Here is a 24,950-nt window from a genome sequence, read left to right as displayed (position 1 = left end):
GCACCTCAAACCGGCAGCACGGACGCCACCAGCGTCTGCGTATAAGGATGTTGCGGATCGTCGAGCACCTGATCCGTGAGACCGCTCTCGACGACGCGCCCGTCCTTCATCACCATCAGCCGATGCGCGAGCAGCCGCGCGACGCCGATATCGTGCGTGACGATCACCGCCGCGAGATGCAGCTTGCTCGTGAGCGTGCGCAGCAGGTCGAGCAGACGCGCCTGCACGGAGACATCGAGACCGGCGGTGGGCTCGTCCATGAACACGAGGCGCGGGCCCGTCACCAGATTACGCGCGATCTGCAGGCGCTGCTGCATGCCGCCGGAGAACGCCGAAGGCAGCTCGTCGATGCGCGCGGCGTCGAGTTCGACGCGGCTCATCCAGTCGGCGGCGGTCTCGCGCAGACGTCCGTAGTGACGCGCGCCGATCGCCATCAACGGTTCGCCGATGTTCGCGCCCGCCGATACATTGCGGCGCAATCCGTCGCGTGCGTTCTGATGCACGAAGCCCCATTCGGTGCGTGAAAGAAGGCGTTTTCGCGGTTCGGCGAGCGTCGGGAGATCGAGCGTTTCGCCATCGCGCGTGGTGTACGCGAGCGCGCCGCCGTCGATCTCGCTGCGCATCGCGAGCGCGTTCAGCAAGGTCGATTTCCCCGAGCCCGATTCACCGACGATGCACAGCACTTCGCCCGGATAGACCTCGAGATCGACATCGACGCAGCCGCCGCGACCGTCGTAGCGCTTCGTGAGGCGCGTGGCTTGCAGCAGTGGCTTCATTGCGTCACCTCTTCGTCGCCTTCGTCATCGCGGCGGCTGTGGCAGTAGTCGCTATCGGAGCAGACGAACATGCGCGTGCCCTGATCGTCGACGATCATCTCGTCGAGAAAGCTTTCATGCGAGCCGCACAGTGCGCATGCGTGCTCCCATTTCTGCACGCTGAAAGGATGATCCTCGAAGTCGAGGCTCTTCACTTTCGTATAAGGCGGAATGGCGTAGATGCGCCGTTCGCGGCCCGCGCCGAAGAGTTGCAATGCGGGGTTCATGTGCATCTTCGGGTTATCGAACTTGGGGATCGGCGAAGGCGACGTGAGATAGCGATCGTTCACCATCACCGGGTAATCGTAGGTCGTCGCAATGCCGCCGTGCTGCACGATATCCTCATAGTATTTCACGTTGATGAGACCGTAATCCGCGAGCGCATGCAGCTTTCTGCACTCGGTCACGCGCGGTTCGAGCCGGTACAGCGGCTCGGGCATCGGCACCTGATAGACGAGAATCTGCCTGTCCGTGAGCGGCGTCTCGGGAATGCGGTGACGCGTCTGCACGATGCTCGCCTCCGCCGTGCGCGTGGTGGTCGCCACACCCGCCGTGCGCGCGAAGAAGCGGCGGATGTTCACCGCGTTCGTCGTTTCATCCGAGCCTTGATCGATGACTTTGAGCGTATCGCTCGCGCCGATGATCGCGGACGTCACCTGCAAGCCGCCCGTGCCCCATCCATAAGGCAGCGGCATTTCGCGCGAGGCGAACGGCACCTGATAGCCCGGCACCGCCACGGCCTTGAGCAGCGCGCGGCGGATCATGCGTTTGGTCTGCTCGTCGAGATACGCGAAGTTATAACCTTCGGTGAGTGCGTTCATGCCGCGTTCTCCTTGTTGTCGTCCGCGCCATGCGCCGCGCGCAAACGGCGCAGCAATTCCAGTTCCGACTGGAAATCGACGTAATGCGGCAGTTTCAGATGCTGCACGAAGCCGGATGCTTCCACGTTGTCGCTGTGATACAGCACGAACTCGGGGTCCTGCGTCGGCGACCCGACCGTCTCTCCCAGTTCCTGCGCGCGCAGTGCGCGATCGACGAGCGCCATCGCCATCGCCTTGCGCTCCGAATGGCCAAAGGCCAGACCATAGCCTTGCGTGAAGGCCGGCGGCGTCTCGCCGCTGCCCGCGAACTGGTTGATCATCTGGCATTCGGTGATATCGATATCGCCGATCTCGGCCGCGAAGCCCAGCTCATCGACGAACATCTCGACCGCGACTTCGCCATGACGAATCTCGCCCGCGAACGGATGACTGTGCGCATAGCCGCGCTGCGTCGCGTAGCCGACCGCGAGCAGAAAGCCTTCGTCGCCGCGTGCGAGGTTTTGCAGGCGCGTCGCGCGATCGGCGGGAAACGACAGCGGCTCGCGCGACAGATCGCCCGGCTCCGGCGCATCGTCATGCGCTCGTTCCTGCTCGATCAGGCCTTCCTTGTCGAGCATCGAAAGCACGCGCGGCATGGCGCTCGCGTCGGGCGTTTTAGTTTCCATGCTTGCATCGCCAACGTGTTCGCCTTCAGCGAGCAACGTGAAATCGAGCAGACGTTGCGTGTAATCGTAGGTTCCGCCGAGCATCTGACCGCCGGGAATATCCTTGAACGCCGCCGAGATGCGGCGCTCGACGCACATCGCTTCCGTATTCACCGGCAACGTGTAGCCGAAGCGCGGCAGCGTCGTGCGATATGCGCGCAGCAGAAAGATCGCCTCGACGAGATCGCCCGCCGCCTGCTTGATCGCGAGCGCGGCCAGGTCTTCGTCATAGACCGAGCCTTCGGTCATCACGCGCGCGACGGCGAGCCGCAACTGCTCCCGAATCTGCGCGACGGACAGCTCGGGCACGGACACATCGCCGCGACGCTGCTTCGCGAGCACGTCCCATGAACGTTCGATGGCGCGTTCGCCACCCTTGACCGCGACATACATCAGTTCACCTCCACATGCGTCGTGCGCGGCAGGCCGACGAGCGAGCCGCCCGCCACGAAATAACAATCGATGCCGCAAGGAAAGAGGGCCGTGAGCGCCGCGCGCTGCCGCCAGAATTCGCGCGTGAGTCCCGCGATGCCGACCGTGCGCGACTCCGCGATGCCCGGGCCGCGCCACACGAGCGGCTCGCCCGTCGTGAGCGACGGCACCCGGATGAACAAGGTCGCAGCCTCTTCCGGCGACTCCGGCTCGCCGTGCGAGAACGCATCGAGCGGCGGCATGTTGCTCGCTTCGTCGATATAGGCGAACGCGGCGGCGCGTCGCTCTTTCGTGAGCGGCGCGCTCGCATGGAAACGCAACGCGTCGCCGAGCACGTGGTCATCGCGTTCGATGAACACGGGCGTCGAATAGTCCGTCAGCGCCAGCAGCGAGGCGAACGCCGCGAGCGGCACGCGCCCCGCGAGGCCGTCGCGCATCGCGTGATTGTCCGGCAGCGCAGCATCGATCGCGACGATCCTGCCCGGGCGCGACAGCGCATCGAGCAGCGCGCGGAACACGCGCTGCGCGTCGTGCACCGTGTCGTTGAAGCCGGGCACGAGCGTGGCCATGTCGATTCGCATCATTCGCCTCTCACCATCGTGAAGAATTCCACCTTCGTTGCGGCCGCCTGGCTTTCCTTGCGACGCCGTTCGTCGGCGATGCGCGCGGCCAGCGGCGCGATCAGTTGCGCCTGCAATTGCGTTGCATAACGCGGCATTTGCAGCAGCGCATCCGCGAGCGCAGCGAGCGTGGCGCGCTCCTTGTCGCGGCCCATGTGCACCGCGACGCCAACGGGCGCGCTGCCGTCATCGGTACGCAAACGCAGCGTGGCGCGCGTGACGGTCGTCTCGCCGAGATTGAACGCATCGCCCGTGCCGCCGATGCGCCCGCGCACCATCGCGAGGCCGATATCCGGCGCGCGCAGCCATTCGTAATCGGGCGCTTGCGCGCCGTCGAGCGCGGCATCGAAGGTCTGTTGCAGCACGTCGCGCGGCGTGCGGGCAAGCACCGCCATCCATTCGCGGCGGCCCAGCGCTTCGTGCGGCTCCGTTGAAAAAGTACTCATCGCTTTTCCCGTAGCTGGAAGGTTCCGGTCATCGTCATGCTACTCGTGGTCATATCTAGTCGTCTAGACGTTTGGTGGTGTAGTGAAGCTTTCACATTTCCATCACGAGTTGCGCACTACAATTCGAGAGAACGATATTCAAACCGACAGGAATGACAGCGCAATGACATCGAACGAAAATGCGGCGCCTGGCGTTGCCGTCGAGCGCGGCGCGGGGGTCGCGGTCTGGCGGCAGATCGAGCAGATTCTCGCCGCCGAGATCGCCGCGAAAAGCTTCGGCGACGAAGGCCGCCTGCCGAGCGAAGCCGAGCTGGCCAAACGCTTCGACGTGAATCGTCATACCGTGCGCCGCGCGATGCTCAGGCTCGCCGCGACGGGACTCGTCAGCGTCGAGCAGGGGCGCGGCACCTTCGTGCAGCCCGGCGCGATCGACTATCAGATCGGCAGGCGCACGCGTTTCACCGAAAACCTGCGGCGGCAGAAACACACGTCGGCGGGCGTCGTGCTCAGCTCCGAGCGCGTGAAGGCCGATCCGACCGTCTCGAAGGCGCTCGGCGTGCGCGCGGGCACGCTCGTCTATCAGATCGAGACGCGCCACGATTCCGACGGCATTCCCATGACCTACGCGCGCAACTGGTATCCGGCCGCGCGCTTCAACGACCTGCCCGCGGCGATCGAATCGACCGGCGGCGTGAGCGCGGCGCTGGAGAAGTTCGGCGTGAAGGATTACACCCGCAAGTGGAGCCGCATCGGCAGCGTGCTGCCTTCGTCGGATGTGGCGCGGCGCCTGCAGATCAATCGCCAGCAGCCGGTGCTGTGGGTCGAAAACGTCGACGTCGACGAAGACGGCGTGCCGATCAAGTACGGCATCACGCATTTCGCGGCCGATCGCGTGCAACTGATGGTCGAGCACGATCTATGACGGGCGCCGCACATCCGCGCGTCGCGTTGTATTACGCGCCGCCCGCCGCGTCCGCATGGTGGCGCGAGGGCTGCGAATGGCTCGGCCGCGACCCCGAGAACGGTCTCGAAACCGCGACGCCCGCGCGCGATCTGACCCATGCGCCGCGCCGCTACGGCTGGCACGCGACGCTGGTCGCGCCGTTTCAAATGGCGCCGGGAGTCGAACTCGCGGACGTGCTGGCTTGCGCTCGCGCGTGGGCGGGCGCTATTTCGCGCTTCGAGATGCAGGTGAAGGCCGCCGAGCTCGGCCGCTTCGTCGCGCTGCGCCCCGCGCGAGCGAGCGACGACGACGCGCTGCGCCTGCTCGCCGCAAGTGCGTTGCGCTCGCTGGTCGCGTTGCGTGCGCGGCCTTCGCGGGAGAGCATCGAGCGGCGCATCGTCGATGGCATGAGCGCGCGGCAAATCGCCTTGCTGCGCGACTGGGGCTATCCATATGTCTTCGACGAATACCGCTTCCACATGACGCTCTCCGACTCCCTCGACGACGGGAACGCGCGCGCATCGATTGTGTCGGACTGGACGCAGCGCATCGAGGAACTCGGTCCGCTGCCGATGCATGGCGCCGCGCTCTTCATCGAGCCCGAGCCCGGTGCGCCGTTCATGCTGTGGCGGCGCCTGCCGTTCAACAATGCACAGGACGTGGCATGACCGCGGTCGATAGCACGAAACTGATCTACGTGATGGGACCTTCGGGCGCGGGCAAGGACTCGCTGCTCGGCTTCGCGCGCGAACGCGTGGGCTCGCGCGTGATGTTCGCGCACCGCTATATCACGCGCGCCGTTGCGGAGGGCGAGAACCATATCGCGCTCACGCACGACGAATTCGTATCGCGTCTTTCGTACGGCCTCTTCGCGATGCATTGGGAAAGCCTCGGGCTGCGCTATGGCATCGGGATCGAGCTGGATGCGTGGCTCGCGCGCGGCATGCCGGTCGTCGTGAACGGCTCGCGGCAACATGCGGAGCTCGCGCTCGAGCGTTATCCGGATGCGCGCTTCGTGCATATCGATGCGACGCCCGCCGTGCTCGCCGCCCGTCTCGCGCGACGCGGACGCGAGGACGCGCACCAGATCGAGGCGCGTCTCGCGCGCCGTCCCGCGTTCGAATTGCCGACGGCGGCGCATGTCGTGAAGATCGACAATTCCGGCATGCTCGCCGATGCCGGCACGCAGTTCCTCGACGTGCTCGCGCTCGCGGGCCGCATCTAAACGCCCTTCCTTTCCCGAACGCGCCGCACTCCGCGGCGCGACTCTCTCCGTATAAACCCTGAGTTGCAAGTCGGTTTTCGTTCGCCGACACTTTGCAAATCGATTTGCGTTGCGCATTAAAAAGCAAATCTGATTGCGTTTTCGGTCGAAACCACTTTGCCAAGGGGTCACTCATGAAACTCGCTGCAAAATTCGCCGTGGCCGCCGTGGCCGCGCTTTCCCTCGTCAGTGGCGCGGCGCGCGCCGAGACGCTGCTCGTCGCGTGCGACACGGCCTTCGTGCCGTTCGAATTCAAGCAGGGCAATGAGTACGTCGGCTTCGACATCGACTTGTGGAAGGAGATCGCCAAGGATCTGAAGCTCGACTACAAGCTCCAGCCGATGGATTTCAGCGGCATCCTGCCCGCGCTGCAGACGCGTAACGTCGATGTCGCGCTCGCCGGAATCACGATCAAGGACGAGCGCAAGAAGGTCATTGACTTTTCAGACGGCTACTACGACAGCGGCTTCACGCTGATGGTGCCGTCGAACAGCGCGATCAAGGGACCGGACGATCTCAAGGGCAAGACGCTCGCGGTCAAGACCGGCACGTCGTCGTTCGATTACGCGAAGGCGAACTTCAAGGACACGGAGCTGCGCGCGTTCCCGAATATCGACAACGCGTATCTGGAGCTTGCGACCGGCCGCGTCGATGCCGCGATGCACGACACGCCGAACGTTCTCTACTACATCCACACGGCGGGCAAGTCGCGCGTGAAGGCAGTCGGCCCGCAGATGATGGCGCAGCAATACGGCATCGCGTTTCCGAAGGGCAGCCCGCTCGTCGCGAAGGTCAACGCGGAACTCGTGAAGATCAAGGCCGATGGCCGTTACGCGGCGATCTACAAGAAGTGGTTCGGCGTCGAGCCGGCGAAGTCGTGACGCGCGCCGACACAGGAGATCAATGATGCAGTTCGATCTGTCGGTCATCATGGACGCCGTGCCCGCGCTCATGCAAGGGGCGCGTCTCACGGTGCTGATCACCTTGCTCGGGCTCGCGGGCGGCATGCTCGTCGGCCTGCTGTTCGGCCTGATGCGCGCGTATGGCAACGCGCTGTGCCAGAAGATCGCGTTCACGTATATCGAGTTCGTGCGCGGCACGCCGATCGTCGTGCAGGTGATGTTCATCTACTTCGCGCTGCCCTTGCTGCTTCACGTTCGCGTCGATGCGATGACGGCGGCGGTCGTGTCGATCGTCATCAACTCGGGCGCGTATATCGCGGAGATCGTCCGCGGCGCGTTTCTTTCCGTGCCGCGCGGGCTGACCGAAGCGGGCCTCGCACTCGGCATGCCGGGCTGGCGCGTGCTCGCGTTCGTGGTCGGGCCGGTGGCGTTCAGACGCATGACGCCCGCGCTCGGCAACCAGTTCATCGTCAGTCTGAAGGACACGTCGCTGTTCATCGTGATCGGCGTGGGCGAGCTCACGCGGCAAGGTCAGGAAATCATGGCGTCGAATTTTCGCGCGGTGGAAATCTGGACCGCGGTGGCGATCATTTATCTCTGCATGATCGGCGCGCTCACCTTCGGGCTGCGCACGATGGAACGGCGGATGCGCATTCTATGAACACGAACCATCACAACGGCCACATGGTGCAATTCAAGGGCGTGACCAAGCGCTTCGGCAAGACGGTCGTGCTCGATCAGGTCGAACTGAACATCGGCGCGGGCGAAGTCGTCGTGCTGATCGGGCCGTCGGGCTCGGGCAAGTCCACGCTTCTGCGCTGCATCAACGCGCTGGAGCAGATCGATGGCGGCGATCTCATCGTCGATGGCATCAGCGTGCTCGGCGGCTCGAAAAAGGTGCGCGAGATTCGTCAGGAAGCGGGCATGGTGTTCCAGCAGTTCAATCTGTTCCCGCAGATGACGGCGCTCGAGAACGTCGCGTTCGGGCCGCGTCAGGTGCGCGGCATGAACAAGCCCGAAGCGGAGGCGCTGGCGCGCGACCTGCTGACGAAAGTCGGGCTCGGCGCGCGCGTCGGGCACTATGCGAGCGAGTTGTCGGGCGGGCAGCAGCAGCGTGTCGCGATCGCGCGGGCGCTCGCCGTGAAGCCCAAGCTCATGCTCTTCGACGAACCCACGTCCGCGCTCGATCCCGAATTGCGCCAGGAAGTGCTGCGCGTGATGCAGTCGCTCGCGGAAGAAGGCATGACGATGGTCGTGGTCACGCACGAGATGGCGTTCGCGCGCAAGGTGGGCACGCGGCTCATCTTCATGGAGCACGGGCATATCACGGTGGATGGCCCGCCGCGCGAATTGCTCGATAATCCGCCTAATCAGCGGCTGCGCGATTTTCTGCAACACGTCGAATAACCCAACGTACTCTTTGATCCATGGCAGCACTCGGTTTTATCGAAATCAACGGCTCGCCGCGCGAAGCGGGCGAAGCCTTCGGGCGCTTCGGCGCGAGCGCCGTGCATGCGCATCTGCTGAAGACGCATGCGTGGCAGACCGTCATGCAATGGCGCGGCAGCGAGATGTCGCAGGCGATGGCCGCGCTCGTGCGCAAACGCTTCCCGCGCGTGTGGGACGAGCTTCAGGGTCTCGCCGCCGGTCTCGCCCTGCCCTTCGAGGACGTGTTCCTCTGGAACTGCCGTGGCGATGTCTGGGCGATGGCGCCCGATGGCTGCACGACCGTGCAGCTTCCCGGCGCGGACGTGCGGCGCATCAGCCACAACGAGGATGGCGATCCCGGATTCGCGGGACATTGCGCGATCGCCGAATGCCGCATCGATGGCGGCGCGGGCTTCGCGGCCTTCGTCTATCCCGGCTCGCTGCCGGGCCATACGTTCGCGGTGACGAACCACGGTCTCGCGATGGCCGTGAACAATCTGCGTCAGCGGGATGTCGCCGCGGGTGTGCCGCGCATGGTGCTCACGCGCGCGATCCTCGATGCATCGACGCTCGATGAAGCCGTGTCCATCGTGCGTGACAATCCGCGTGCGGGCGGGTTTCATCTGACGCTCGGCGCATGCAAGGAAAACGCCTTGCTGAGCCTGGAATTCAGCACGCATGCGTGCTCGGCCGTCGAAATCGAGAAGCCGTCGCTGCATGCGAATCACGCGATCCATCCATCGATGCATGGCTTCGCGCAGGTGGTGACGGACTCGTCGCGGCATCGTCAGACGCGGGGCGACGCGATGCTCGCATCCGGTGAAGCGCCGCATCCGCTCGCGATCCTCGCGGATCGCGAAGACGCCGCGTTGCCGATTCATCGCACGCAGCCCGACGATCCCGACGATGAAAACACGCTCGCCACCGCCGACATTGCGATTCGCGCGTCTCACATAGAATGGGAGGTTCACGAACATCCCGGGCAGCCCGCCCGGTATCGGATGATCAATGGACACAGGCAAACGGAAGGCGCCGCGCGCGGGCGAAACTGAAGCAGGCACGAAGATGCCGCCACGCAGCGTGGATGGCCTGCGCGAACTGGTGATACGCATCGGCCGTGACGAGGCCGGCATGTCGCTCGGCGGCAAGGCGCATACGGTGCTCGCGAAGCTCCTCGAGCGCCCGGAAGAAGTCGCGGTGCGCACCATCACGGATCTGGCCACCGCGCTCGATGTCAATGCATCGACGCTCACGCGCCTGTCGACCAAACTCGGCTATGCGGGATTCGCCGACTTTCAAAGCGTGTTTCGCGACACGCTCGCGGAACGGCATCGGCATTTCTACAGCCAGCAGGCGGAACGGCTCGTCGCGAGCAGCAAGACCCACGCGCACGATCCCGCGCCCGAAGTCGACATGGTCGTGAAGCTCGCGCGTGAATCGATCGGCAATGTGGAAGGCTTCATCTCGCAACTCTCGCCCGACGATCTGCGCGCCGCCGCCGCCTTGCTCGCCAACGCGAAACGCGTGCGCGTGCATGGCCTGCGCCAGTTCAGCGCGCTCGCGAGTTTCATCTGTTATGGGCTGAGCATGATCCGCACGGATGTCGCGCTGCTCGATGCGCAAGGGCTCGGCGTCGCGGAAGGACTCGCGCAACTGCAGCCGGGCGACGTGGTGATCGTCACGAGCGTCGCGCCCTACACGCGCAGCGTCGCCGACGCCGCGAACGCGGCGAACGATGCCGGCCTAGACGTGGTCGCCATCACCGATACGCTCGCCTCTCCGCTCGTTCCGCCCGCGCGTCACGCATTCCTGATCCCTCACGAAAGCAGCTTCTTCAGCAACAGCATGGGCGCGTATCTCGTGTTCGGCGAGGGCTTGCTCAATCTCGTCGCGGCGCAGCTCGGCGAGCGCGCGCTGCATGCGCTCGAGCGACGCGAAAAGCTCATCACGTCGCTTGATATCGAAATGTCGTGACGTGGATCAGATCACGCGTTCGCGCACCCATCCGGACACGAGATCGATCAGCGACACGATCAAGATGACAATGATCATCACCGCCGCGGTCTGCGCGTAGTTGAACGAGCGGATCGCCTCGTACAGCACGACGCCGATCCCGCCCGCGCCGACCATGCCGACGACCATCGCGGAACGCACGTTCGATTCGAAGCGATACAGTGCGAAAGAGATCCACAGCGGCAACACCTGCGGCAGCACGCCGTAGACGATTTCGTCGAGACTGCTCGCGCCGGTCGCGCGCACGCCTTCGGCGGGACGCGCATCCACGGCTTCGACCGCTTCGGCGAACAGCTTCGCGAGCACGCCCGTCGTATGCACCCACAACGCGAGCACGCCCGCGAACGGTCCGAGCCCGACCGCGACGATGAAGAGCATCGCGAACACCATCTCGTTGATCGCGCGGCATGCGTCCATCAGGCGGCGCACCGGCTGCGAGATCCACGCCGGCGCGATGTTCTGCGCCGAGAGCAGGCCGCACGGCACCGCGCAGATCAGCGCGAGCGCCGTGCCCCACACCGCGACCGCGAGCGTCACGATCATTTCGTGCGCATATGTGCGCCATTCTGTGAAGTCGGGTGGAAAGAAGTCGCGCGCGAACTGGCTCATGTTGCCCGATGCGCCGAGCAGGTCGAGCGGACGCATGTCCGCGCTCGTCCACGAAAGACCGAGCGCCGCGATGACGACGATCCAGCCGAGCATCGATGTCCAGCTTCGCTTGGGCGCCGTCGGATGCGCGGGCCGGACGACGCCGGCCTCGAACGTGGTGACGTCGAGCGGCTTCATTTACTTCGCCGCCGTGCTGGCCGTGTTGTCCAGCGCGGCGATCTTTTGGTCGAGCGCTGCGATTTGCGCCTTCTTGTCGGCGTCGTCGAGATGCGCGTCGTTCTGAACCTGCTGCTTCTTCTGGAACAGCGCAATCTGACGAATCGGCACGAGCTGCGCGTTCGACGAATCCGCGAAGCCCGAATAGCCGGAGATCGCCGTCATCACCTGCTGTTCGCGCGGGTCCTTTTCCGCGTAATGGTCGAAGAAATTGCGCAGCTTGTCCTTCGTCGCTTGCGGCAGATCGCGACGCCACACGAGCGGGTCCGACGGAATCAGCGGCGACTTCCACAGCACGCGCACCTTCGGATACAGCTCCGGATGCTGCGCCTTGATCGTGTCGAGCATGTCGGTGTTGTTGGTCGCGACATCGACCTTGTCGTTCACCACCGCGAGCATGTTCGCTTCATGGCTCGAAGGCAGCACGCTCTTGAACGCGGTCCTCGCGTTGATGCCGTTCTTCGCGAACAGATAATACGAAGGCACGAGCGTGCCCGAGGTCGAGTTCGGATCGCCGAAGCCCAGGTTGATGTCCTTCGTGTTCTTCAGCACCTGATCGAGCGACTTCCACTTGCTGTTCGCGTTCGTGATGAGCAGCGAGTAGTAGCCCGCTTCGCCGTTCTTGTACTTCACCTTCGCGAAGACTTCGCCGTTCGAACGGTCCACCGCTTCGATCGCCGACGCATTTCCGAAGAAGCCGATCTGCACCTTGTTGAAGCGCATCGCTTCGATGATGCCCGCGTAATCGGTCGCGAAATACGCCTTCACGTCGAGGCCTGTCTGCTTGTTGAGATCATCGATGAGCGGCTGCCAGCGCTGCTTGAGCGCCGCGGACGAATCCGTCGAGATGATGCCGAAGCTGATCGTTTCGGCGAGCGCGGTCTGTGTCAGAAGGCACGACGCGAGCGCGGCGCCAGCCAGGAAGTAACGGGCTGATTTCATGGTGCGATCCAGGGTTGATGATTGAATTCGGTTCAGGAACCGGCGAGGGCCGGCGACGTTCGCGCGTGTCCTTTGGGCGCTTCGCCGCGTTCCTGCGCAGCTTGATGCGTGAGCAGCTCATCCGCCGACGAGCCGTACAGTTCGTGCAGCACGACGGGCGTCAAACGTTCGGTCGCGCCATCGAAGACGACGCGGCCGTCACGCAGCGCGATCGTGCGCGGGCAATACTTCATCGCGACATCGATCTGATGCAGCGAGACGACCACGGTCAGCTTGTGCTCCCGGTTGAGCGTCTGCATCAGCTCCATCACGCGGCGCGCGGATTCGGGATCGAGCGAGGCGATCGGCTCGTCCGCGAGCACGATGCGCGCGCGCTGCACGAGCGCACGCGCCAGCGCGGCGCGTTGCTGCTGTCCGCCCGACAGGTTGCTCGCGCGCTCGAACGCATGTTCGCCGATGCCCATTGCTGCAAGCGAATCCATCGCGAGCGTGCGTTCGCCGCGCGGAAAACGGCCCGCCAGACGACGCCAGAGCGGCACACGCGACAACGCGCCGATCAGCACGTTGGTGAGCACCGACAGACGCCCGACCAGATTGAACTGCTGAAACACGAAAGCGACATCGCGGCGAATCGAACGCACTTCGCGCACGATCTTGCCGTTCTGCTGAATCGGTCGTCCGAGCAGCGTGACGTGCGAAGGCGCGGGGTCGGATGCCGTGAAGCCGGCGATATGCCGCAGCAAAGTCGACTTGCCCGAACCCGACGCGCCGATCAGCGCGACCATTTCGCCCTCTTCCACGCGCAGATTCACGGAGTCGAGCGCCATGCGGCCGTTGCGGAACGTCTTGGTGAGACGCTCGATGCGTATTGCGTCCATAGCTTCCCTCGATGGGCGCGCTCGAAAGGCGCGCTGAAAACGTTCGGGAGATTCTAGGAAGCCAACATGACGAGAAAGTGACGCTGATGAGACGTCTAGATGAATACATGACTTGCGCTGCGTGACGCTTGAGACGATCGAGCAGGAAAACGATCCGCACGGGCATTCACGCGCGCGGCGCCGCGCTTCATGATTCGTTCATGAATGCGGCAATCATTTTTCAGGACGACATCATGAACACGATCAAGACTGACGTGGCGATCATCGGTGCGGGCAGCGCGGGCTTGTCCGCGTATCGCGCCGCGAAAGCGGCGGGCGCGGCGGCGATTCTCATCGAAGGCGGCGCGCATGGGACCACCTGTGCGCGTGTCGGATGTATGCCGTCGAAGCTGCTGATCGCGGCGGCCGAGGCGGCGCATCATGCGATGCATACCGATGCTTTCGGCGTGCATATAGAAGGCACGGTGCGCATCGACGGGCGCGAGGTCATGGCTCGTGTGAAGAGCGAGCGCGACCGTTTCGTCGGATTCGTCGTCGCGGGCGTCGATGCAATGCCCGGCGCGGACAAGCTGAGTGGCTATGCGCGCTTCATCGACGATAACCTGCTGCAGGTGGGCGAGCACACGCGCGTGCATGCGAAGAGCGTCGTCATCGCGACGGGATCGAGCCCGGTCATGCCGGCGATGTATCGCGCGCTCGGCAACCGCGCCGTCGTCAACGACGATGTCTTCTCATGGGACGATCTGCCCAAGCGCGTCGCGGTGATCGGCGCGGGTGTGATCGGGCTCGAACTCGGGCAGGCGCTCGCGCGGCTCGGCGTGCGTGTTTCTGTGCTGGGCGCGCGTGGACGGGTCGGTCCTTTGACCGATCCGGAGGTGCGCAACTATGCAGAGCGCGTGTTCAGCGAAGCGTTCCGCTTCGAGCCGCGTGCGCAAGTGCAAGCCGCCGTGCGTGACGTCGATGAAGTGCGTTTGCGTTATGTATCCGGGGCGGACGAACTCGTCGAAGATACGTTCGATTACGTGCTGGTTGCAGCGGGACGCAAGCCGAACGTCGCGGGCCTCGCGTTGCACAACACGTCGCTCGAACTCGATGCGAACGGCTTGCCCGTCTACGATGCATCGACCTTGCAGGCGGGCGCGCATCCGGTGTTCATCGCAGGCGATGCGAACGGCGTTTTGCCTCTGCTTCACGAAGCAGCCGACGAAGGGCGCGGAGCGGGCACGAATGCGGCGCGATATCCGAATGTCGAACCGGTCGAGCGTCGCGCGCCGATTTCGATTGCTTTCACCGATCCCGGCATCGCGATGGTCGGCGCGCGTCATGTCGACCTCACCGCGGAGTCGTTCGTCACGGGTGAAGTGAGCTTCGAGGATCAGGGACGCAGCCGCGTGATGCTGAGAAATCGCGGGCTGATGCACGTGTATGTGGATCGTGCGAGCAGGCGCTTCGTCGGCGCGGAATGGATCGGGCCGGAGGCGGAGCATATCGCGCATTTGCTCGCGTGGGCGCTGCAAATGAAGCTCACGATCGATGAGATGCTGCGGATGCCGTTCTATCATCCCGTAGTCGAGGAAGGGCTGAGGACTGCGTTGCGGGAAGCGGAAGTGAAACTGCGTTAATGCGGGTGACATTTGGTCAAATCGAAACGGTGACCCGGGGTCGGCTACTCCGGTCGTCATCGCGACACCCGTAAAATGGCTGCATGCAGACACCACACTCGGACCAACCCGACCTCCCGCTCCCCGCGCCCAGCACCGCGTCCCTCGCGGTGGCCGCGGCCATCGCGATGATCGCGTGGCTCGCGTTCGCGGCGCAGACGGACATCACCATAGCGCGGCTGGTCGGCCGTGGGTTCACCGTACTCGACGGCCTCGCCCGCATGAGCAGCTATCTGACGAATCTGACCGTGCTGCTCACGGCGTTCTGCTTCACTTGCGTCGCGACGCGCGCGCAATGGCCTATTGCGCGCTTCTTTCGCAAGCCGACCGTCGTGACAGCGGTGGTCGTGTATATCGTGTTCGTGGGCATTGCTTATAACGCGTTGCTGCGTTATCTGTGGGTGCCTTCCGGCTATCGCGCACTGGTCAATGAATCGCTGCACACCGTCGTGCCCGCGCTCGCGGCCCTATACTGGTTCCTGTTCGTGCCGCGCTTTCACTTGTCGTTGCGGCGCTGCGCGCTCTGGCTCGTCTATCCGATTGCCTATCTTTCCATCACGTTATGGCGCGGAAGTCTTTCCGACTTCTATCCCTATCCGTTCATCAACGTATCGGAGCTGGGCTATGAGCGCGTGTTCATCAACGCGACGATGCTTGTGATCGCGTTTCTGGTGTTGATGAGCGTGTTTCTCGTGATCAATCACCGGCGCGAAGATCTGCGCGTGGCCGATCCGGGAGCCGAATCCGGCGACGCCGATTAAGCCGTCACGCGTGCCCTTCGGGGATGCGCTCATCCCCGAAGGCTGGGAAGAATCAGGCGGGTTTCGAATCGAACATCAGCAGCTCGACGCCGGCCTGTGCGAAATTCGCGAGATCTCCGGCGGTCTTCTGACCTTCAGGCGAGGCGAGCGCGCTCTTGATCGCATCGAGCGAATCGAACTCCAGCAGCGCGACGAGGTGATACGGCGATTCACCCGAAGCCGTCGCAACCGGTCCCGTGCTGATCTCGTAGCGCCGCAGGCCCGGCAGCGTTTTGGCAAGCGGCGCGTGGGTCGAAGCATAGTAGTCGTCGAATGCCTGCGTGTCGGTCGGGTTCTTGTATAGCGCTACGAGCTGGGCCATCGTGGTGTCTCCTTGTGGTGGGTGGCGGGAAGGCTACTGCTTTTCGAGCTTAAGGTAGATGCGCTGCACGTTCTGCGGCTGCGCGATCGTATAGAGCTTGTCGTTGCGGAACGCCGGCACCTGCACCGTATGCATCGCCTCGGTCAGCCCGACGCCGTTCGTGTACGCACGCTTGACGGACGCTTCGAGTTCGCGCAGATACACGCCCGTCCGCAGGATGTCGTCGCCGCGCAAGGGCGCGCCGAAGCCGGGAATCACGGTCTTGAGGTCCAGCGCGTGCAGGTTTTCGAGCGCGGCGAGCCAGCCGGGAATCTTCTCGTTGCGCAGCTCGGGAATGCGTCCGTTCGACACGAGCCCGCCCGCGAACAGCACGCCGGTTTGCGTGTCGAGCACGGCGAGATCGCCCGGCGTGCTCGCAGGCCCGAAGTGCAGCAGTTGCAGCTTGCGCCCGCCGCTCTCGATCTCGGTCGTGCCGTTCACCGTCGTGTCGGGCACGGTTACGCGCGAGCCGGCCATTTCGTCTTCACCGAGCGTCTTGCGCAGATTCGCGAGACAGATCGAGCAGCGCTCGCGGATCAGTTGCGCGGTGCGGGCGTGCGCGAGGATAGGCACGTCGGCGTCGCGAAATGCTGCCGCGCCGAACACGAACTCGGGCGCCTGATGCGTGATGATGACGAGCTTCACCGGCAACGGCGTAATCTTGCGAATCGCCTCGATCATCGCGCGACCATAGCGATACGACGGCCCGGTATCGATCACCGTCACGCCATCCGTTCCGACGACGAAGCCGTTATTCGCGACGATGCCGTGATTCGCCGGCGCGACCGCCTCGCTGTCGCCGATGAACGCAAACACGCCCGGCGCGATGGCGACGGGCGCGGGCATGCCGCTCATCGCCGCATGCGCGAGCGTCGCCGCGAACAGTACATGAGCGACGAAGAGCCTCCGGACACGCGAGCACCAGGCGCCCCGCGTCATTTCATCGCCGATGTCTGAGCGTTGGCGGGTTGCGCGCTGATCGCGACCGCGCCGTCGAACTGCTTGTTCTTCGTGTCTTCGATACGCGCCTTCAGTTCGCCGCTCGCGCCCGGCACGAAGTAGAAGCGGAAATTCGGGTTCTCGCTGATCGAGAAGTTGACGTTCGCGGTCATCACCGGTTTGTCCGCATAGGTGACTTCGACCTTGCGGACGAAATACGCCGTCGCGTAGTTGCGCGTCACCTGATTCATCGCCATGCCGGTGCGGTTCGGATGGCGCACCATCAGTTGCGCGAGCTCGGGCTTGCCTGTCACCGCCTGGCCTTCGGCCTGCAGGCGCACTTGTCCCGCCGTGCGTTCCGCTGCGTCTTCGTCCTTGTCCGCCGGCGCCGAGCAGCCGCCCGACGCCTTTACGAAACGGATCGAGCTATAGAGCTTGCCGTCATTGGTTTCCGCCACGACGCGCATGAAGGTGTAGTCCTCCACGCGCACGCGCGTCTCGATGGTCGCGAGACCCGACTCCGGCGTGAACTCGAACGAGCCCGCATAGGGCTCTGGATTCTCGTCGATGAAGAGATAGACCTTCCTGATGTAGTGCGATGGCGTTTGCGGGAACTGCGCGTTGATCGCGATCGGCACGACAGCGGCGTCAGCGGCGCGCATTGGCGCATCGAGCTTGATGACCGCATCGCCATGCGGGTCGATCGTACGGCCCTTGAACGTGCCTTCCTTGAAGTCGAGCCAGCGCGCGTTCTTGTTGGGATCGTCGTCGGGCTGCGCCGCCTTCGCGGCATAGGGCGCGAGCGTCGCGGCGACGAGGCACGCGAGCTTCAGCACGCGATAACCGGACCATGCTGTATTCATGATGTCCCTCCAATTGCGCTGTCGCTACTGCTCCCACTCCAGCTCCGCGTACGCGGCCGTCACGTTGCGGCGGTGATAGATGTCGTACAGGAGCCATTTGTCCCGCTCTTCGAGACCGATGCTGTCGACGGCCTGCTGTATCGTTTGGCCCTTTTTGATTGCTGCACGCACATCGCGCGCCAGGTGGGCGAGATAGCGCGTCTCGTCGTCGAGCGCCTGTGGCCACGGCGGGTCGAGCGGGCCGTGCCCCGGCACGACGTGACGTGGATTCATCTGTCGAATACGCGCGATGTCGTCGAGCCAGCCCGTGACGCTGCCGTCCACCACGGGAATACAGCCGACGAATAAAAGATCGCCCGTCCACAACGTGCCGCTCTTCTCATCGTATACCGTCAAATCGTTGTTGGTATGCGCGGTTTTCCATGTGCGCAGCGAGAGCGTGCGGTCGCCGAGATCGAGCGTGCCTGCGCCATCGATGGTCTTCGTCGGCGGGATAATCTCGCTGCCCGACGCCGCGTTGCCGAGTTCCCGATTCAGCGCGCGCATGTAGTTGTCGGCGCGCGAGGCTTCCGCCTGCGCGAGTGTCGCGCTGCCGACGAATTGCGGGTGATCGTCCTTGAACGCCGCGTTGCCGAAGATGTGATCCGGATGCATGTGCGTGTTGATGACATAGCACACCGGCAACGGCGTGACCGCGCGTATCGCGGCGCGCAACGCGCGGCCTTCGGCGAGCGTGCCGCCCGTGTCGATCACCGCGACGCAGCGCGTGCCGACGATAAAGCCCACGTTCGCGATATCTCCGCCGTTCGCCCGTGTCGCGACATCATCGTGACCGCGATGCGCGTAGTTGCCCGGGGCGATCTGCTGAATGGTTAGCGGATCTGCGCCGCGCGCGATCGTTGCACATGTAATCAGTATGAAGAACGTGAGGAGACGTAGTCGCGGCGTGAGGTTCATCGGACGCCGCCTGCGTCGGCGAGGCGTTTGGGTCTGCGCAGGCCGAACGGCGCGTACTCGCGTTCGAGAAACGGCTCGGCGTTTTCGAGCAGGAAGCGCCGAAACGCGAGGCAGGTCGGCGAGAGTTGTTTGGAGCGCGAATGCACGAGCTGCCAGGTGCGTTCGACAGGCGTGCCGTTGACATCGAGCACGGCGATTTCGCCGGTGCGCAATTCGAGCGCGAGCGTATGCAGCGAGATGAGACTTACGCCCATGCCGGCCATGACGGCCTGTTTGATGGTTTCGTTGCTGCCGAGCGTGACGCTGCGCGCGGGCACGAAGAGGTTTTGCCGGAATACGTGTTCGGCGACGGCGCGCGTGCCGGAGCCTGGCTCGCGGAGCAGGAACGTATCGCTTGCCAGTTCCTGCAGGTCGAACCCTTTCGCGTGGCGCAACGGATGCGAGAGCGGTGCGACGATCACATGCGGGTGATAGGCGAGCGGTTCGGCGGTCGTGCCGAGTTCGGGCGGCGGACGACCCATGATGGCGAGATCGGTGGCGTTGTCCTGCAGGAGCCTCAATAGCGTCTCGCGGTTGCCGACGGAGAAATGCACATCGACTTTTGGATACTGCTGCGAGTAGAGCGCGAGAAGCTTCGGCGCGAAATAGGTTGCGGAGCTGACGATGCTTACCGCTATCGAGCCGCTGTCGGCTTGGGTGAGCGACATCATCGCGTCTTCTGCGTCTTTTATTTCGCCTAGTATGCGGCTGGCGTGGTGCGAGAGTCTTTCGCCGGCTTCCGTCAGCGCGAGGCGGCGCGCCACCCGTTCGAATAATGGCAATCCGATAGCTTCTTCGAGCTGGCGGATTTGCATCGATACTGCGGGCTGCGTGAGGTGCAGTTCCTCGGCTGCGCGGGCGAAGCTCGGACAGCGGCTCGCTATCACGAAGATTTGTAGCTGGCGCAGGGTCAGGGAACGGATGAAATTCACGGGGGATATGGCCTGATTTTTTGTGCAACTGCTTCCATGAAATCCTGCGTTCGTGTCGGTCTAACGGCGCCATCGCGCGGCATTTGCTCACCGACGGTTTCCCTTGCAGACCCAGCGGCAGCGCGTAGCGCTGTGCCGGTGCTCTTTCGTGCTGAACCAGCCACTTTGACGTTCTAGCTCGTCAGACCGTGCGCGATCCAATTCGCGTCAGGCCTACGAGGGAGACACGTAGAGGCTGGGCCACTCCGAACGATAACGACGAGCGAGATCGAAGCACTCCGGGTCCAAAAAGCTGCTTTCTTTGGTGACTTTCTTTGCAGCCGCAAAGAAAGTTACCCCTGCCCCGGGGAGGGGCGACACTAATAGACCGACAACAAAGCAGGATTTCACGAAAGCACAAGCGAGCGAAACATCAAGCGCCAGCAAAGACCCTACCGACTGGCCCGAGGCGCATTAGAAGGTTTGGCAGGCGCGCCCCCCGCCGGCGGGGCGGCATTCTTCAACGCCCCCTGATAAGCGATCGTCTCCTTCTGCAACGGATGAGCAAAATCATTCCCATCCCCCGGCACTTCGGTGCGAATCATGAGCAACTGCCCGGGCACATCGTCGGCCATGACGAACGTATATCGCTTGCCCAAATACCTGGTGAATCGCTCCGCATTAGGATCATTCAAGAAAGGCTGAATAACGATCTGCTGAGCCTTGGCATGCTTGCCCAACCCAAGCGATTCGCTCGATACCGGCGTGATCGCCGGCCCCGCCGCAAGCGCCATCCGCACACGCTGCTGAAAATAGCGCCGCTGACCGCCCGTCAGCTGCGCCATCTCCGTAATGTCGTGCTCGAGAAAATAGATGATCGCCGGATTGCACGGCAGCCCGCCCGGAATATTCACGCTCCCGGTGCGATCCGTCACGCGCGCATCGTTCTTGTTGTTGCCCGGACTCACGACGAGCACGCGCAACGTATCGTTCACCTTCGATGGCGGCCCGGAATAGTCCACCGCATAATCCAGCTCGGTCTGCGGCTCGATGCCGTTCAAATGCGGCTGCATGAACAAGAGCCGCTCCGCCGGCGCGATCTCGACGTTCGGCGCCGAAGCCGCGGGAGCATCGGCGGCCATCGCGCCGGCGGACGCAAACAATCCCGCGCACGCAATCGCCCACGCGCAAATGGAACCCCCGTACATTCTCTTCATTGCGCGGACACCGGCTGCAACGGCAGCAATGGAACCTGATAGCTCGACAGGATCTGATCGATCCTCGGCTGATTCGACGCAATCCACCCATCGACCTTGTCGCGCCACGCCTTTTCGCCGTAACGCACGCCCATAGAAATCTCATAGTCGAAGCGGATCGGCTGACCCGCCGGGAACGGCACGAGCCGCACCTTGTTTTCCGAGCGATTCGCGAAGTAGCCCGCAATCGGCCCCCACACGAAAGCCGCATCGACATCGCCCTTCGCGAGATCACGTTCGATCATCTCGCCGGGGAAAGCTTCGGGATCGCCGCTCTGCCCCTGATACGACACCGCCTGGCCGATCAGGTTTTGACTGAGCAGCCAGTCCACCGCCGGACTCTTCACGAAAATGCCGAGCTTCATTTTCTTCAGTTGCTCGGGCGGCAGGTTCACGAGGTCCGAAGGCGCCTTGATGCTCGCGTATTCGGGCTTGTTCGGGAACACCATCGCGTAAGTGGAATGCAGATACGGACGCGTCGTCGCGGTGAGCTCATAGCCCTTCGGCACGCCGATGATCAGATCGCATTTGAAACGCTCGGTCTGCGGAACCTTGTCGCGCAGCGTGTTGCGCACGAAACCCATGCGTTGCGGCCAGTACGTGTATTCGAGCTTGTAACCGAAATCGTTCGCCATCTGGCTCGCGATCTTGTTCTCGTAACCTTCGCCCTTCTGGTTCGAGAGCGGCATGTTGTTCGGATCGGCGCAGACGCGCAACACGCCATCCGCGCCGTCGTTGTTCGGCAAGCTGGGCGGGGGGCCGCCCGCTCCCTGCGCGAAAGCCTGTTGCGCCGAGAACGTCGCGAATGCCGCGCATAGCGCGGCCACGAATCGGAACGAAGCGGCGCGGCTTGCATTACGATCAGACATCTACACCTCCGGGTATGAGAGCAATCATCGGACGTCCGCGCATCACGCGCGCGACATCCTCATTTTGCATCGATCGCCTGCAGGTCGCCCGGGTTGATCTTGCCATCGGAGCGCCCCTTCAGATATGCATAGAGGTTCTCCCAGTTCTTCTGCATCATCTGACTGGTGCTGAAATCGGGCATGCCCTTGTCCACGCGCCCGCCGAACACGGTGCGATGGAATTCGTTCTTGTCCAGTGTCTTGAAAGCATCGATCAGCGACGGACCGACCATACCTTCCTGCTTCGCCCCGTGACAGCGTTCGCACGCGAGTGCACGCCACGTTTTCCAGCCCTGTAGCGTATCGCTGTCTACCTTGTTGCCATCGACGACCTTATACGCGACCGGCTTCAGTTGCGCAGGCATCGCAGGCGGTGTCTGGGCGAACGAAGCGGGCGACGCGGCGAGCGTCATCGTCAGCAGCAAGAGTGATCGGCCTTTCATACGTCTGACTCCTTGAACATGTCTTGTATTGGGGTGTTTCCGCGCGGCGGCCATTGCGGCCGCCGCGCGTTGCTGCGTTTCAGCTAAAACACATTAATGGGAGGTTTCACCACCGGGAATCGCAAACACGAAGAGCGTGCCGCCAAGAGCCGTGTACTTCGCGAGGTCCTTGTAGCCGCCAACCGCGCCGAGGCCTTCCGTCGACTTCTCGAGACCCGCCGCCATGCCGATGCCGGCCCAGCCGCCGATGCCCGAGTACACGCCGACATACTGCTTGCCCTGGTACTGGTACGTGAACACGTTGCCGATGATCCCGGACGGGGTCTTGAACTTCCACAGCTCCTTGCCGTCCTTGATGCGCACTGCCTTCAGATAGCCTTCGAGGGTGCCGTAGAACACGATGCCGCCGGAGGTCGCGAGCGCGCCGGACCACACCGAGAAGCGCTCCGGCTTGGACCACACGATCTTGCCCTTGGCCGCATCCCACGCGATGAAGTTACCCATCGCGCCGTTCTCGTTCGGGCCCGGATACATCGAGAGCGTTGCGCCGACGAACGGCTGACCCGACACGTAATCGACCTGGAACGGCTCGTAGTCCATGCAGACGTGATTCGTCGGCACGAGGAACAGCTTCGAGGCCGGATCGAACGCGGCCGGCTGCTGGTCCTTCGAGCCGAGCGCCGCGGGGCAGATGCCCTTCACGTTGTGATCGGGACCGGCCTTTTGCGTCGAGTAGCTGGCGTTGCGGATCGGCAGGCCGCTCTTCAGATCGACGCTATCGGCCCAGTTCACCGCCGGGTCGTACTTCTGCGCCACGAGCAGTTCGCCGGTTACGCGGTTCAGCGTATAGCCGAAGCCGTTGCGGTCGAAGTGAACGATCGCCGGCACAGTCTTGCCGCCGATGTTCAGGTCGGAGAGGATCATCTCGTTGACGCCGTCATAGTCCCACTCGTCGTGAGGCGTCATCTGATAGACCCACTTCGCCTTGCCCGTATTGAGATCGCGGGCGAAGATCGTCATCGACCATTTGTTGTCGCCGGGGCGCTGCGTCGGGTTCCACGTGCCCGGATTGCCCGAGCCGTAGTACACAAGGTTGAGCTTCGGGTCCCATGCGTACCAGCCCCAGGTCGTGCCGCCGCCGTACTTCCACTGGTCGCCCTGCCAGGTCTTGAGCGACGAGTCGGCGCCGACCGGCACCATCTTGCCGTCGGACCAGGTCATGGTCGTTTGCGGGTCGAACAGCATTTCGTTGTCGGGGCCCGTGCTATAGGCCTTCCACACTTCCTTGCCATCCTTGATGTTGTACGCGATCAGGCGACCGCGCACGCCGAACTCCCCGCCGGAGATGCCGGTGAGCACCTTGTCGCCGAAGACGTGCGGCGCGTTGGTGTTGGTTTCGCCCTTCTTGGAATCGCCGTTCTGCGCGGTCCAGACGACGTCGCCGGTTTTGGCGTCGAGTGCGACGAGCTTGGTATCGGCTTGCTGGAGGAAGATCTTGCCGTCGCCATAAGCGAGACCACGGTTGACCGTATCGCAGCACATCACCGAGATGACCTGATTGTCCTGCTTCGGCTGGTATTGCCAGATGAAGGTCTGATCCTTCAGGTTGATGGCGATGACCTTGTTGGGAAACGGCGAGTGGATATACATCGTGTCGCCGATGACGAGCGGCGAGCCTTCGTGGCCGCGCAGCACGCCGGTGGACATGGTCCAGGCAACCTGTAGCTTGCCGACGTTGTTTTCGTTGATTTGCTTGAGCGTGCTATAGCGGTGATTCGAATAATCGCCCGCTTGCGCCGCCCAGTTCGAGGGGTTCTTGATCAGGCTGTCGAGTTGCGAGTCGGCCTGTGCCATAAGCGAGTTCAGGCCAGCCGTTGCGACCACCGCCAGTCCAAGAACCAGGGTGCGTAAGTTCATGTCTCCTCCAGAATGGTGATGCCTCCGACCCAGGATGACCACGCTACCGGTTGCATCGTGCGCGCCTTCTTAATGCAGGTAACGAGCTGCGCTGCGTCCGATACGTAGCCGGGCGCTTGCGTAGAGAGGCCAATTGCATATTCCATGCCGGTTTTGCGCGGACGCTTCAAATCGGGAATTTGGCGGGGGTGGCTGTCGCGTTCGAACTAATTCGTGTCGGGCAGCGACACATACTGTGTCAAATACGCGAAAAACTGAACGGGATGGAACACGCGTACGGAACGCGTGACATGACGCATCGCAGCATGTTTTCTTTGGCGCATACTTGGGCTTCGTGGTTTCTTTTTCTGGAGGCTTCGCCATGGCTCAAGCCGAAAAGGTCTATTCCGATGATGAGGTCAAGCAACGTCTGACAGGCGCGCTCAAGCACTGGTACATCGAGGATGGATGGCTCAGGCGCAAGTTCAAGACCGAGGGCTGGAAGGGCACGTTGATGGTGGTGAACACCGTCGGGCATCTGGCGGAAGCCGCCTGGCATCATCCGGATTTGACGGTTTCTTATGCGTTCGTCGTGGTCAAGCTCAAGACGCATTCCGCGAAGGGGATTACGGATAAGGACCTTGCTCTCGCTTCCAAGATCGAGGACGTCGTGCAGTGGCAACCGGGAAAGGAGGATGGGCCGCTCGATGGCACGCCTTCCGATGATCAGCGGTTTCGCTATATCAAGTATGACGAGGTTTGAGGGGGTTTTTGGTTTGCTTGTGCCTTCGTCGTGTAATCCTGATTTCGTGTCGGTCTATTAGCTCTGCCCCTCCCCGGGGCGGGGGTAACTTTCTTTGCGGCTGCAAAGAAAGTCACCAAA

28 protein-coding genes are annotated in these 24,950 nt (G+C 63.2%); 11 read left to right on the top strand and 17 right to left on the bottom strand.

The annotated features are described in order from the left end of the window. Nucleotides 1-5: 5 nt before the first annotated feature. The 5 genes from phnK to phnG are packed head-to-tail and all read right to left on the bottom strand — an operon-like array spanning nt 6 to nt 3,838. Nucleotides 6-776 carry a phosphonate C-P lyase system protein PhnK gene (gene phnK, locus AWB79_RS35670; RefSeq protein WP_061172174.1) on the bottom strand — a complete coding sequence of 257 codons (771 nt, stop codon included), beginning with the start codon at nt 774-776 and terminating at the stop codon, nt 6-8. After that, nucleotides 773-1,636: an alpha-D-ribose 1-methylphosphonate 5-phosphate C-P-lyase PhnJ gene (locus AWB79_RS35665; RefSeq protein WP_061172173.1), complete on the bottom strand. Its 864-nt coding sequence runs from the start codon at nt 1,634-1,636 to the stop codon at nt 773-775. Before AWB79_RS35665 ends, phnK begins: the two co-directional genes overlap by 4 nt. Continuing rightward, a complete protein-coding gene (locus AWB79_RS35660; protein WP_061172172.1) occupies nt 1,633-2,733 on the bottom strand; it encodes a carbon-phosphorus lyase complex subunit in 1,101 nt (366 codons plus the stop codon). The genes AWB79_RS35665 and AWB79_RS35660 overlap by 4 nt, the downstream gene beginning before the upstream one ends. Continuing rightward, nucleotides 2,733-3,356, bottom strand: a complete 624-nt coding sequence (gene phnH / locus AWB79_RS35655) for a phosphonate C-P lyase system protein PhnH (RefSeq protein ID WP_061172171.1) — start codon at nt 3,354-3,356, stop codon at nt 2,733-2,735. Before phnH ends, AWB79_RS35660 begins: the two co-directional genes overlap by 1 nt. Continuing rightward, complete coding sequence (gene phnG / locus AWB79_RS35650) at nt 3,353-3,838, bottom strand: phosphonate C-P lyase system protein PhnG (protein WP_061172170.1); 486 nt, start codon at nt 3,836-3,838, stop codon at nt 3,353-3,355. The genes phnH and phnG overlap by 4 nt, the downstream gene beginning before the upstream one ends. 163 nt (nt 3,839-4,001) lie before the next feature. Here phnG and phnF point away from each other — a divergent pair, with 163 nt between their 5' ends. The 8 genes from phnF to AWB79_RS35610 all read left to right on the top strand — a co-directional run bounded on the left by phnF (nt 4,002) and on the right by AWB79_RS35610 (nt 10,349). Continuing rightward, nucleotides 4,002-4,760 (top strand): phosphonate metabolism transcriptional regulator PhnF, encoded by a 759-nt coding sequence (gene phnF, locus AWB79_RS35645; RefSeq protein WP_061172169.1) that lies wholly within the window; start codon nt 4,002-4,004, stop codon nt 4,758-4,760. Next, nucleotides 4,757-5,449: a DUF1045 domain-containing protein gene (locus AWB79_RS35640; protein ID WP_061172168.1), complete on the top strand. Its 693-nt coding sequence runs from the start codon at nt 4,757-4,759 to the stop codon at nt 5,447-5,449. The genes phnF and AWB79_RS35640 overlap by 4 nt, the downstream gene beginning before the upstream one ends. Beyond that, the gene (gene phnN / locus AWB79_RS35635) at nt 5,446-6,006 is read left to right on the top strand and encodes a phosphonate metabolism protein/1,5-bisphosphokinase (PRPP-forming) PhnN (protein WP_061172167.1); all 561 of its coding nucleotides are present in this window, start codon (nt 5,446-5,448) and stop codon (nt 6,004-6,006) included. Before AWB79_RS35640 ends, phnN begins: the two co-directional genes overlap by 4 nt. 173 nt (nt 6,007-6,179) lie before the next feature. Further along, nucleotides 6,180-6,926, top strand: a complete 747-nt coding sequence (glnH, locus tag AWB79_RS35630) for a glutamine ABC transporter substrate-binding protein GlnH (protein ID WP_061172166.1) — start codon at nt 6,180-6,182, stop codon at nt 6,924-6,926. Between the two features lie 25 nt (nt 6,927-6,951). After that, on the top strand, nt 6,952-7,608 hold the full coding sequence (gene glnP / locus AWB79_RS35625; RefSeq protein WP_061172165.1) for a glutamine ABC transporter permease GlnP: 657 nt from the start codon (nt 6,952-6,954) through the stop codon (nt 7,606-7,608). Beyond that, nucleotides 7,605-8,354, top strand: coding sequence for a glutamine ABC transporter ATP-binding protein GlnQ (gene glnQ, locus AWB79_RS35620; RefSeq protein WP_061172164.1), 750 nt, complete (start codon nt 7,605-7,607; stop codon nt 8,352-8,354). The genes glnP and glnQ overlap by 4 nt, the downstream gene beginning before the upstream one ends. Before the next feature lie 20 nt (nt 8,355-8,374). Continuing rightward, nucleotides 8,375-9,427 (top strand): C45 family autoproteolytic acyltransferase/hydrolase, encoded by a 1,053-nt coding sequence (locus AWB79_RS35615; RefSeq protein WP_061172163.1) that lies wholly within the window; start codon nt 8,375-8,377, stop codon nt 9,425-9,427. Then, nucleotides 9,384-10,349, top strand: a complete 966-nt coding sequence (locus AWB79_RS35610; protein WP_061172162.1) for a MurR/RpiR family transcriptional regulator — start codon at nt 9,384-9,386, stop codon at nt 10,347-10,349. Before AWB79_RS35615 ends, AWB79_RS35610 begins: the two co-directional genes overlap by 44 nt. 6 nt (nt 10,350-10,355) lie before the next feature. Here the strand turns inward: AWB79_RS35610 and phnE are convergent, their stop codons facing one another. Genes phnE through phnC form a run of 3 tightly spaced genes read right to left on the bottom strand, consistent with a single transcriptional unit; the run spans nt 10,356 to nt 13,033 of the window. Continuing rightward, nucleotides 10,356-11,174: a phosphonate ABC transporter, permease protein PhnE gene (gene phnE / locus AWB79_RS35605; RefSeq protein ID WP_061172161.1), complete on the bottom strand. Its 819-nt coding sequence runs from the start codon at nt 11,172-11,174 to the stop codon at nt 10,356-10,358. After that, the gene (phnD, locus tag AWB79_RS35600) at nt 11,175-12,155 is read right to left on the bottom strand and encodes a phosphonate ABC transporter substrate-binding protein (RefSeq protein WP_061172160.1); all 981 of its coding nucleotides are present in this window, start codon (nt 12,153-12,155) and stop codon (nt 11,175-11,177) included. Between the two features lie 32 nt (nt 12,156-12,187). After that, complete coding sequence (phnC, locus tag AWB79_RS35595) at nt 12,188-13,033, bottom strand: phosphonate ABC transporter ATP-binding protein (protein WP_061172159.1); 846 nt, start codon at nt 13,031-13,033, stop codon at nt 12,188-12,190. 233 nt (nt 13,034-13,266) lie between these two features. On the opposite strand from phnC, the gene AWB79_RS35590 reads away from it, so the two are divergent. Both AWB79_RS35590 and AWB79_RS35585 read left to right on the top strand, forming a co-directional pair. Next, nucleotides 13,267-14,655 carry a dihydrolipoyl dehydrogenase gene (locus tag AWB79_RS35590; RefSeq protein ID WP_061172182.1) on the top strand — a complete coding sequence of 463 codons (1,389 nt, stop codon included), beginning with the start codon at nt 13,267-13,269 and terminating at the stop codon, nt 14,653-14,655. 83 nt (nt 14,656-14,738) lie between these two features. Further along, nucleotides 14,739-15,455 carry a Pr6Pr family membrane protein gene (locus tag AWB79_RS35585; protein ID WP_061172158.1) on the top strand — a complete coding sequence of 239 codons (717 nt, stop codon included), beginning with the start codon at nt 14,739-14,741 and terminating at the stop codon, nt 15,453-15,455. Nucleotides 15,456-15,507: 52 nt separating this feature from the next. On the opposite strand, the gene AWB79_RS35580 is transcribed toward AWB79_RS35585, so the two are convergent. The 9 genes from AWB79_RS35580 to AWB79_RS35540 all read right to left on the bottom strand — a co-directional run bounded on the left by AWB79_RS35580 (nt 15,508) and on the right by AWB79_RS35540 (nt 24,088). Further along, nucleotides 15,508-15,816, bottom strand: coding sequence for an EthD family reductase (locus tag AWB79_RS35580; RefSeq protein WP_061172157.1), 309 nt, complete (start codon nt 15,814-15,816; stop codon nt 15,508-15,510). A 33-nt stretch (nt 15,817-15,849) separates the two neighbouring features. After that, on the bottom strand, nt 15,850-16,794 hold the full coding sequence (locus tag AWB79_RS35575) for an MBL fold metallo-hydrolase (RefSeq protein WP_061172156.1): 945 nt from the start codon (nt 16,792-16,794) through the stop codon (nt 15,850-15,852). Next, nucleotides 16,791-17,657 (bottom strand): quinoprotein dehydrogenase-associated SoxYZ-like carrier, encoded by an 867-nt coding sequence (locus tag AWB79_RS35570; protein WP_061172155.1) that lies wholly within the window; start codon nt 17,655-17,657, stop codon nt 16,791-16,793. Before AWB79_RS35570 ends, AWB79_RS35575 begins: the two co-directional genes overlap by 4 nt. 24 nt (nt 17,658-17,681) lie before the next feature. Beyond that, nucleotides 17,682-18,614: a quinoprotein relay system zinc metallohydrolase 2 gene (locus tag AWB79_RS35565; RefSeq protein ID WP_061172154.1), complete on the bottom strand. Its 933-nt coding sequence runs from the start codon at nt 18,612-18,614 to the stop codon at nt 17,682-17,684. After that, nucleotides 18,611-19,585 carry a LysR family transcriptional regulator gene (locus AWB79_RS35560; RefSeq protein ID WP_061172153.1) on the bottom strand — a complete coding sequence of 325 codons (975 nt, stop codon included), beginning with the start codon at nt 19,583-19,585 and terminating at the stop codon, nt 18,611-18,613. The genes AWB79_RS35565 and AWB79_RS35560 overlap by 4 nt, the downstream gene beginning before the upstream one ends. 431 nt (nt 19,586-20,016) lie before the next feature. Next, on the bottom strand, nt 20,017-20,781 hold the full coding sequence (locus tag AWB79_RS35555; RefSeq protein ID WP_061172152.1) for a hypothetical protein: 765 nt from the start codon (nt 20,779-20,781) through the stop codon (nt 20,017-20,019). Continuing rightward, nucleotides 20,778-21,689, bottom strand: a complete 912-nt coding sequence (locus tag AWB79_RS35550; protein ID WP_061172151.1) for a substrate-binding domain-containing protein — start codon at nt 21,687-21,689, stop codon at nt 20,778-20,780. The genes AWB79_RS35555 and AWB79_RS35550 overlap by 4 nt, the downstream gene beginning before the upstream one ends. Before the next feature lie 59 nt (nt 21,690-21,748). Beyond that, nucleotides 21,749-22,171 carry a c-type cytochrome gene (locus AWB79_RS35545; RefSeq protein WP_061172150.1) on the bottom strand — a complete coding sequence of 141 codons (423 nt, stop codon included), beginning with the start codon at nt 22,169-22,171 and terminating at the stop codon, nt 21,749-21,751. A gap of 93 nt (nt 22,172-22,264) precedes the next feature. Then, a complete protein-coding gene (locus AWB79_RS35540) occupies nt 22,265-24,088 on the bottom strand; it encodes a methanol/ethanol family PQQ-dependent dehydrogenase (protein ID WP_061172149.1) in 1,824 nt (607 codons plus the stop codon). A gap of 361 nt (nt 24,089-24,449) precedes the next feature. On the opposite strand from AWB79_RS35540, the gene AWB79_RS35535 reads away from it, so the two are divergent. Next, entirely contained in the window at nt 24,450-24,830 is a 381-nt protein-coding gene (locus AWB79_RS35535; RefSeq protein WP_061172148.1) for a 4a-hydroxytetrahydrobiopterin dehydratase, read from the top strand. Nucleotides 24,831-24,950: the final 120 nt, after the last annotated feature.

The organism is Caballeronia hypogeia (assembly GCF_001544875.2).
GTDB classification, from domain to species: domain Bacteria; phylum Pseudomonadota; class Gammaproteobacteria; order Burkholderiales; family Burkholderiaceae; genus Caballeronia; species Caballeronia hypogeia.
This window is presented reverse-complemented; position numbering and strand designations above follow the sequence as displayed.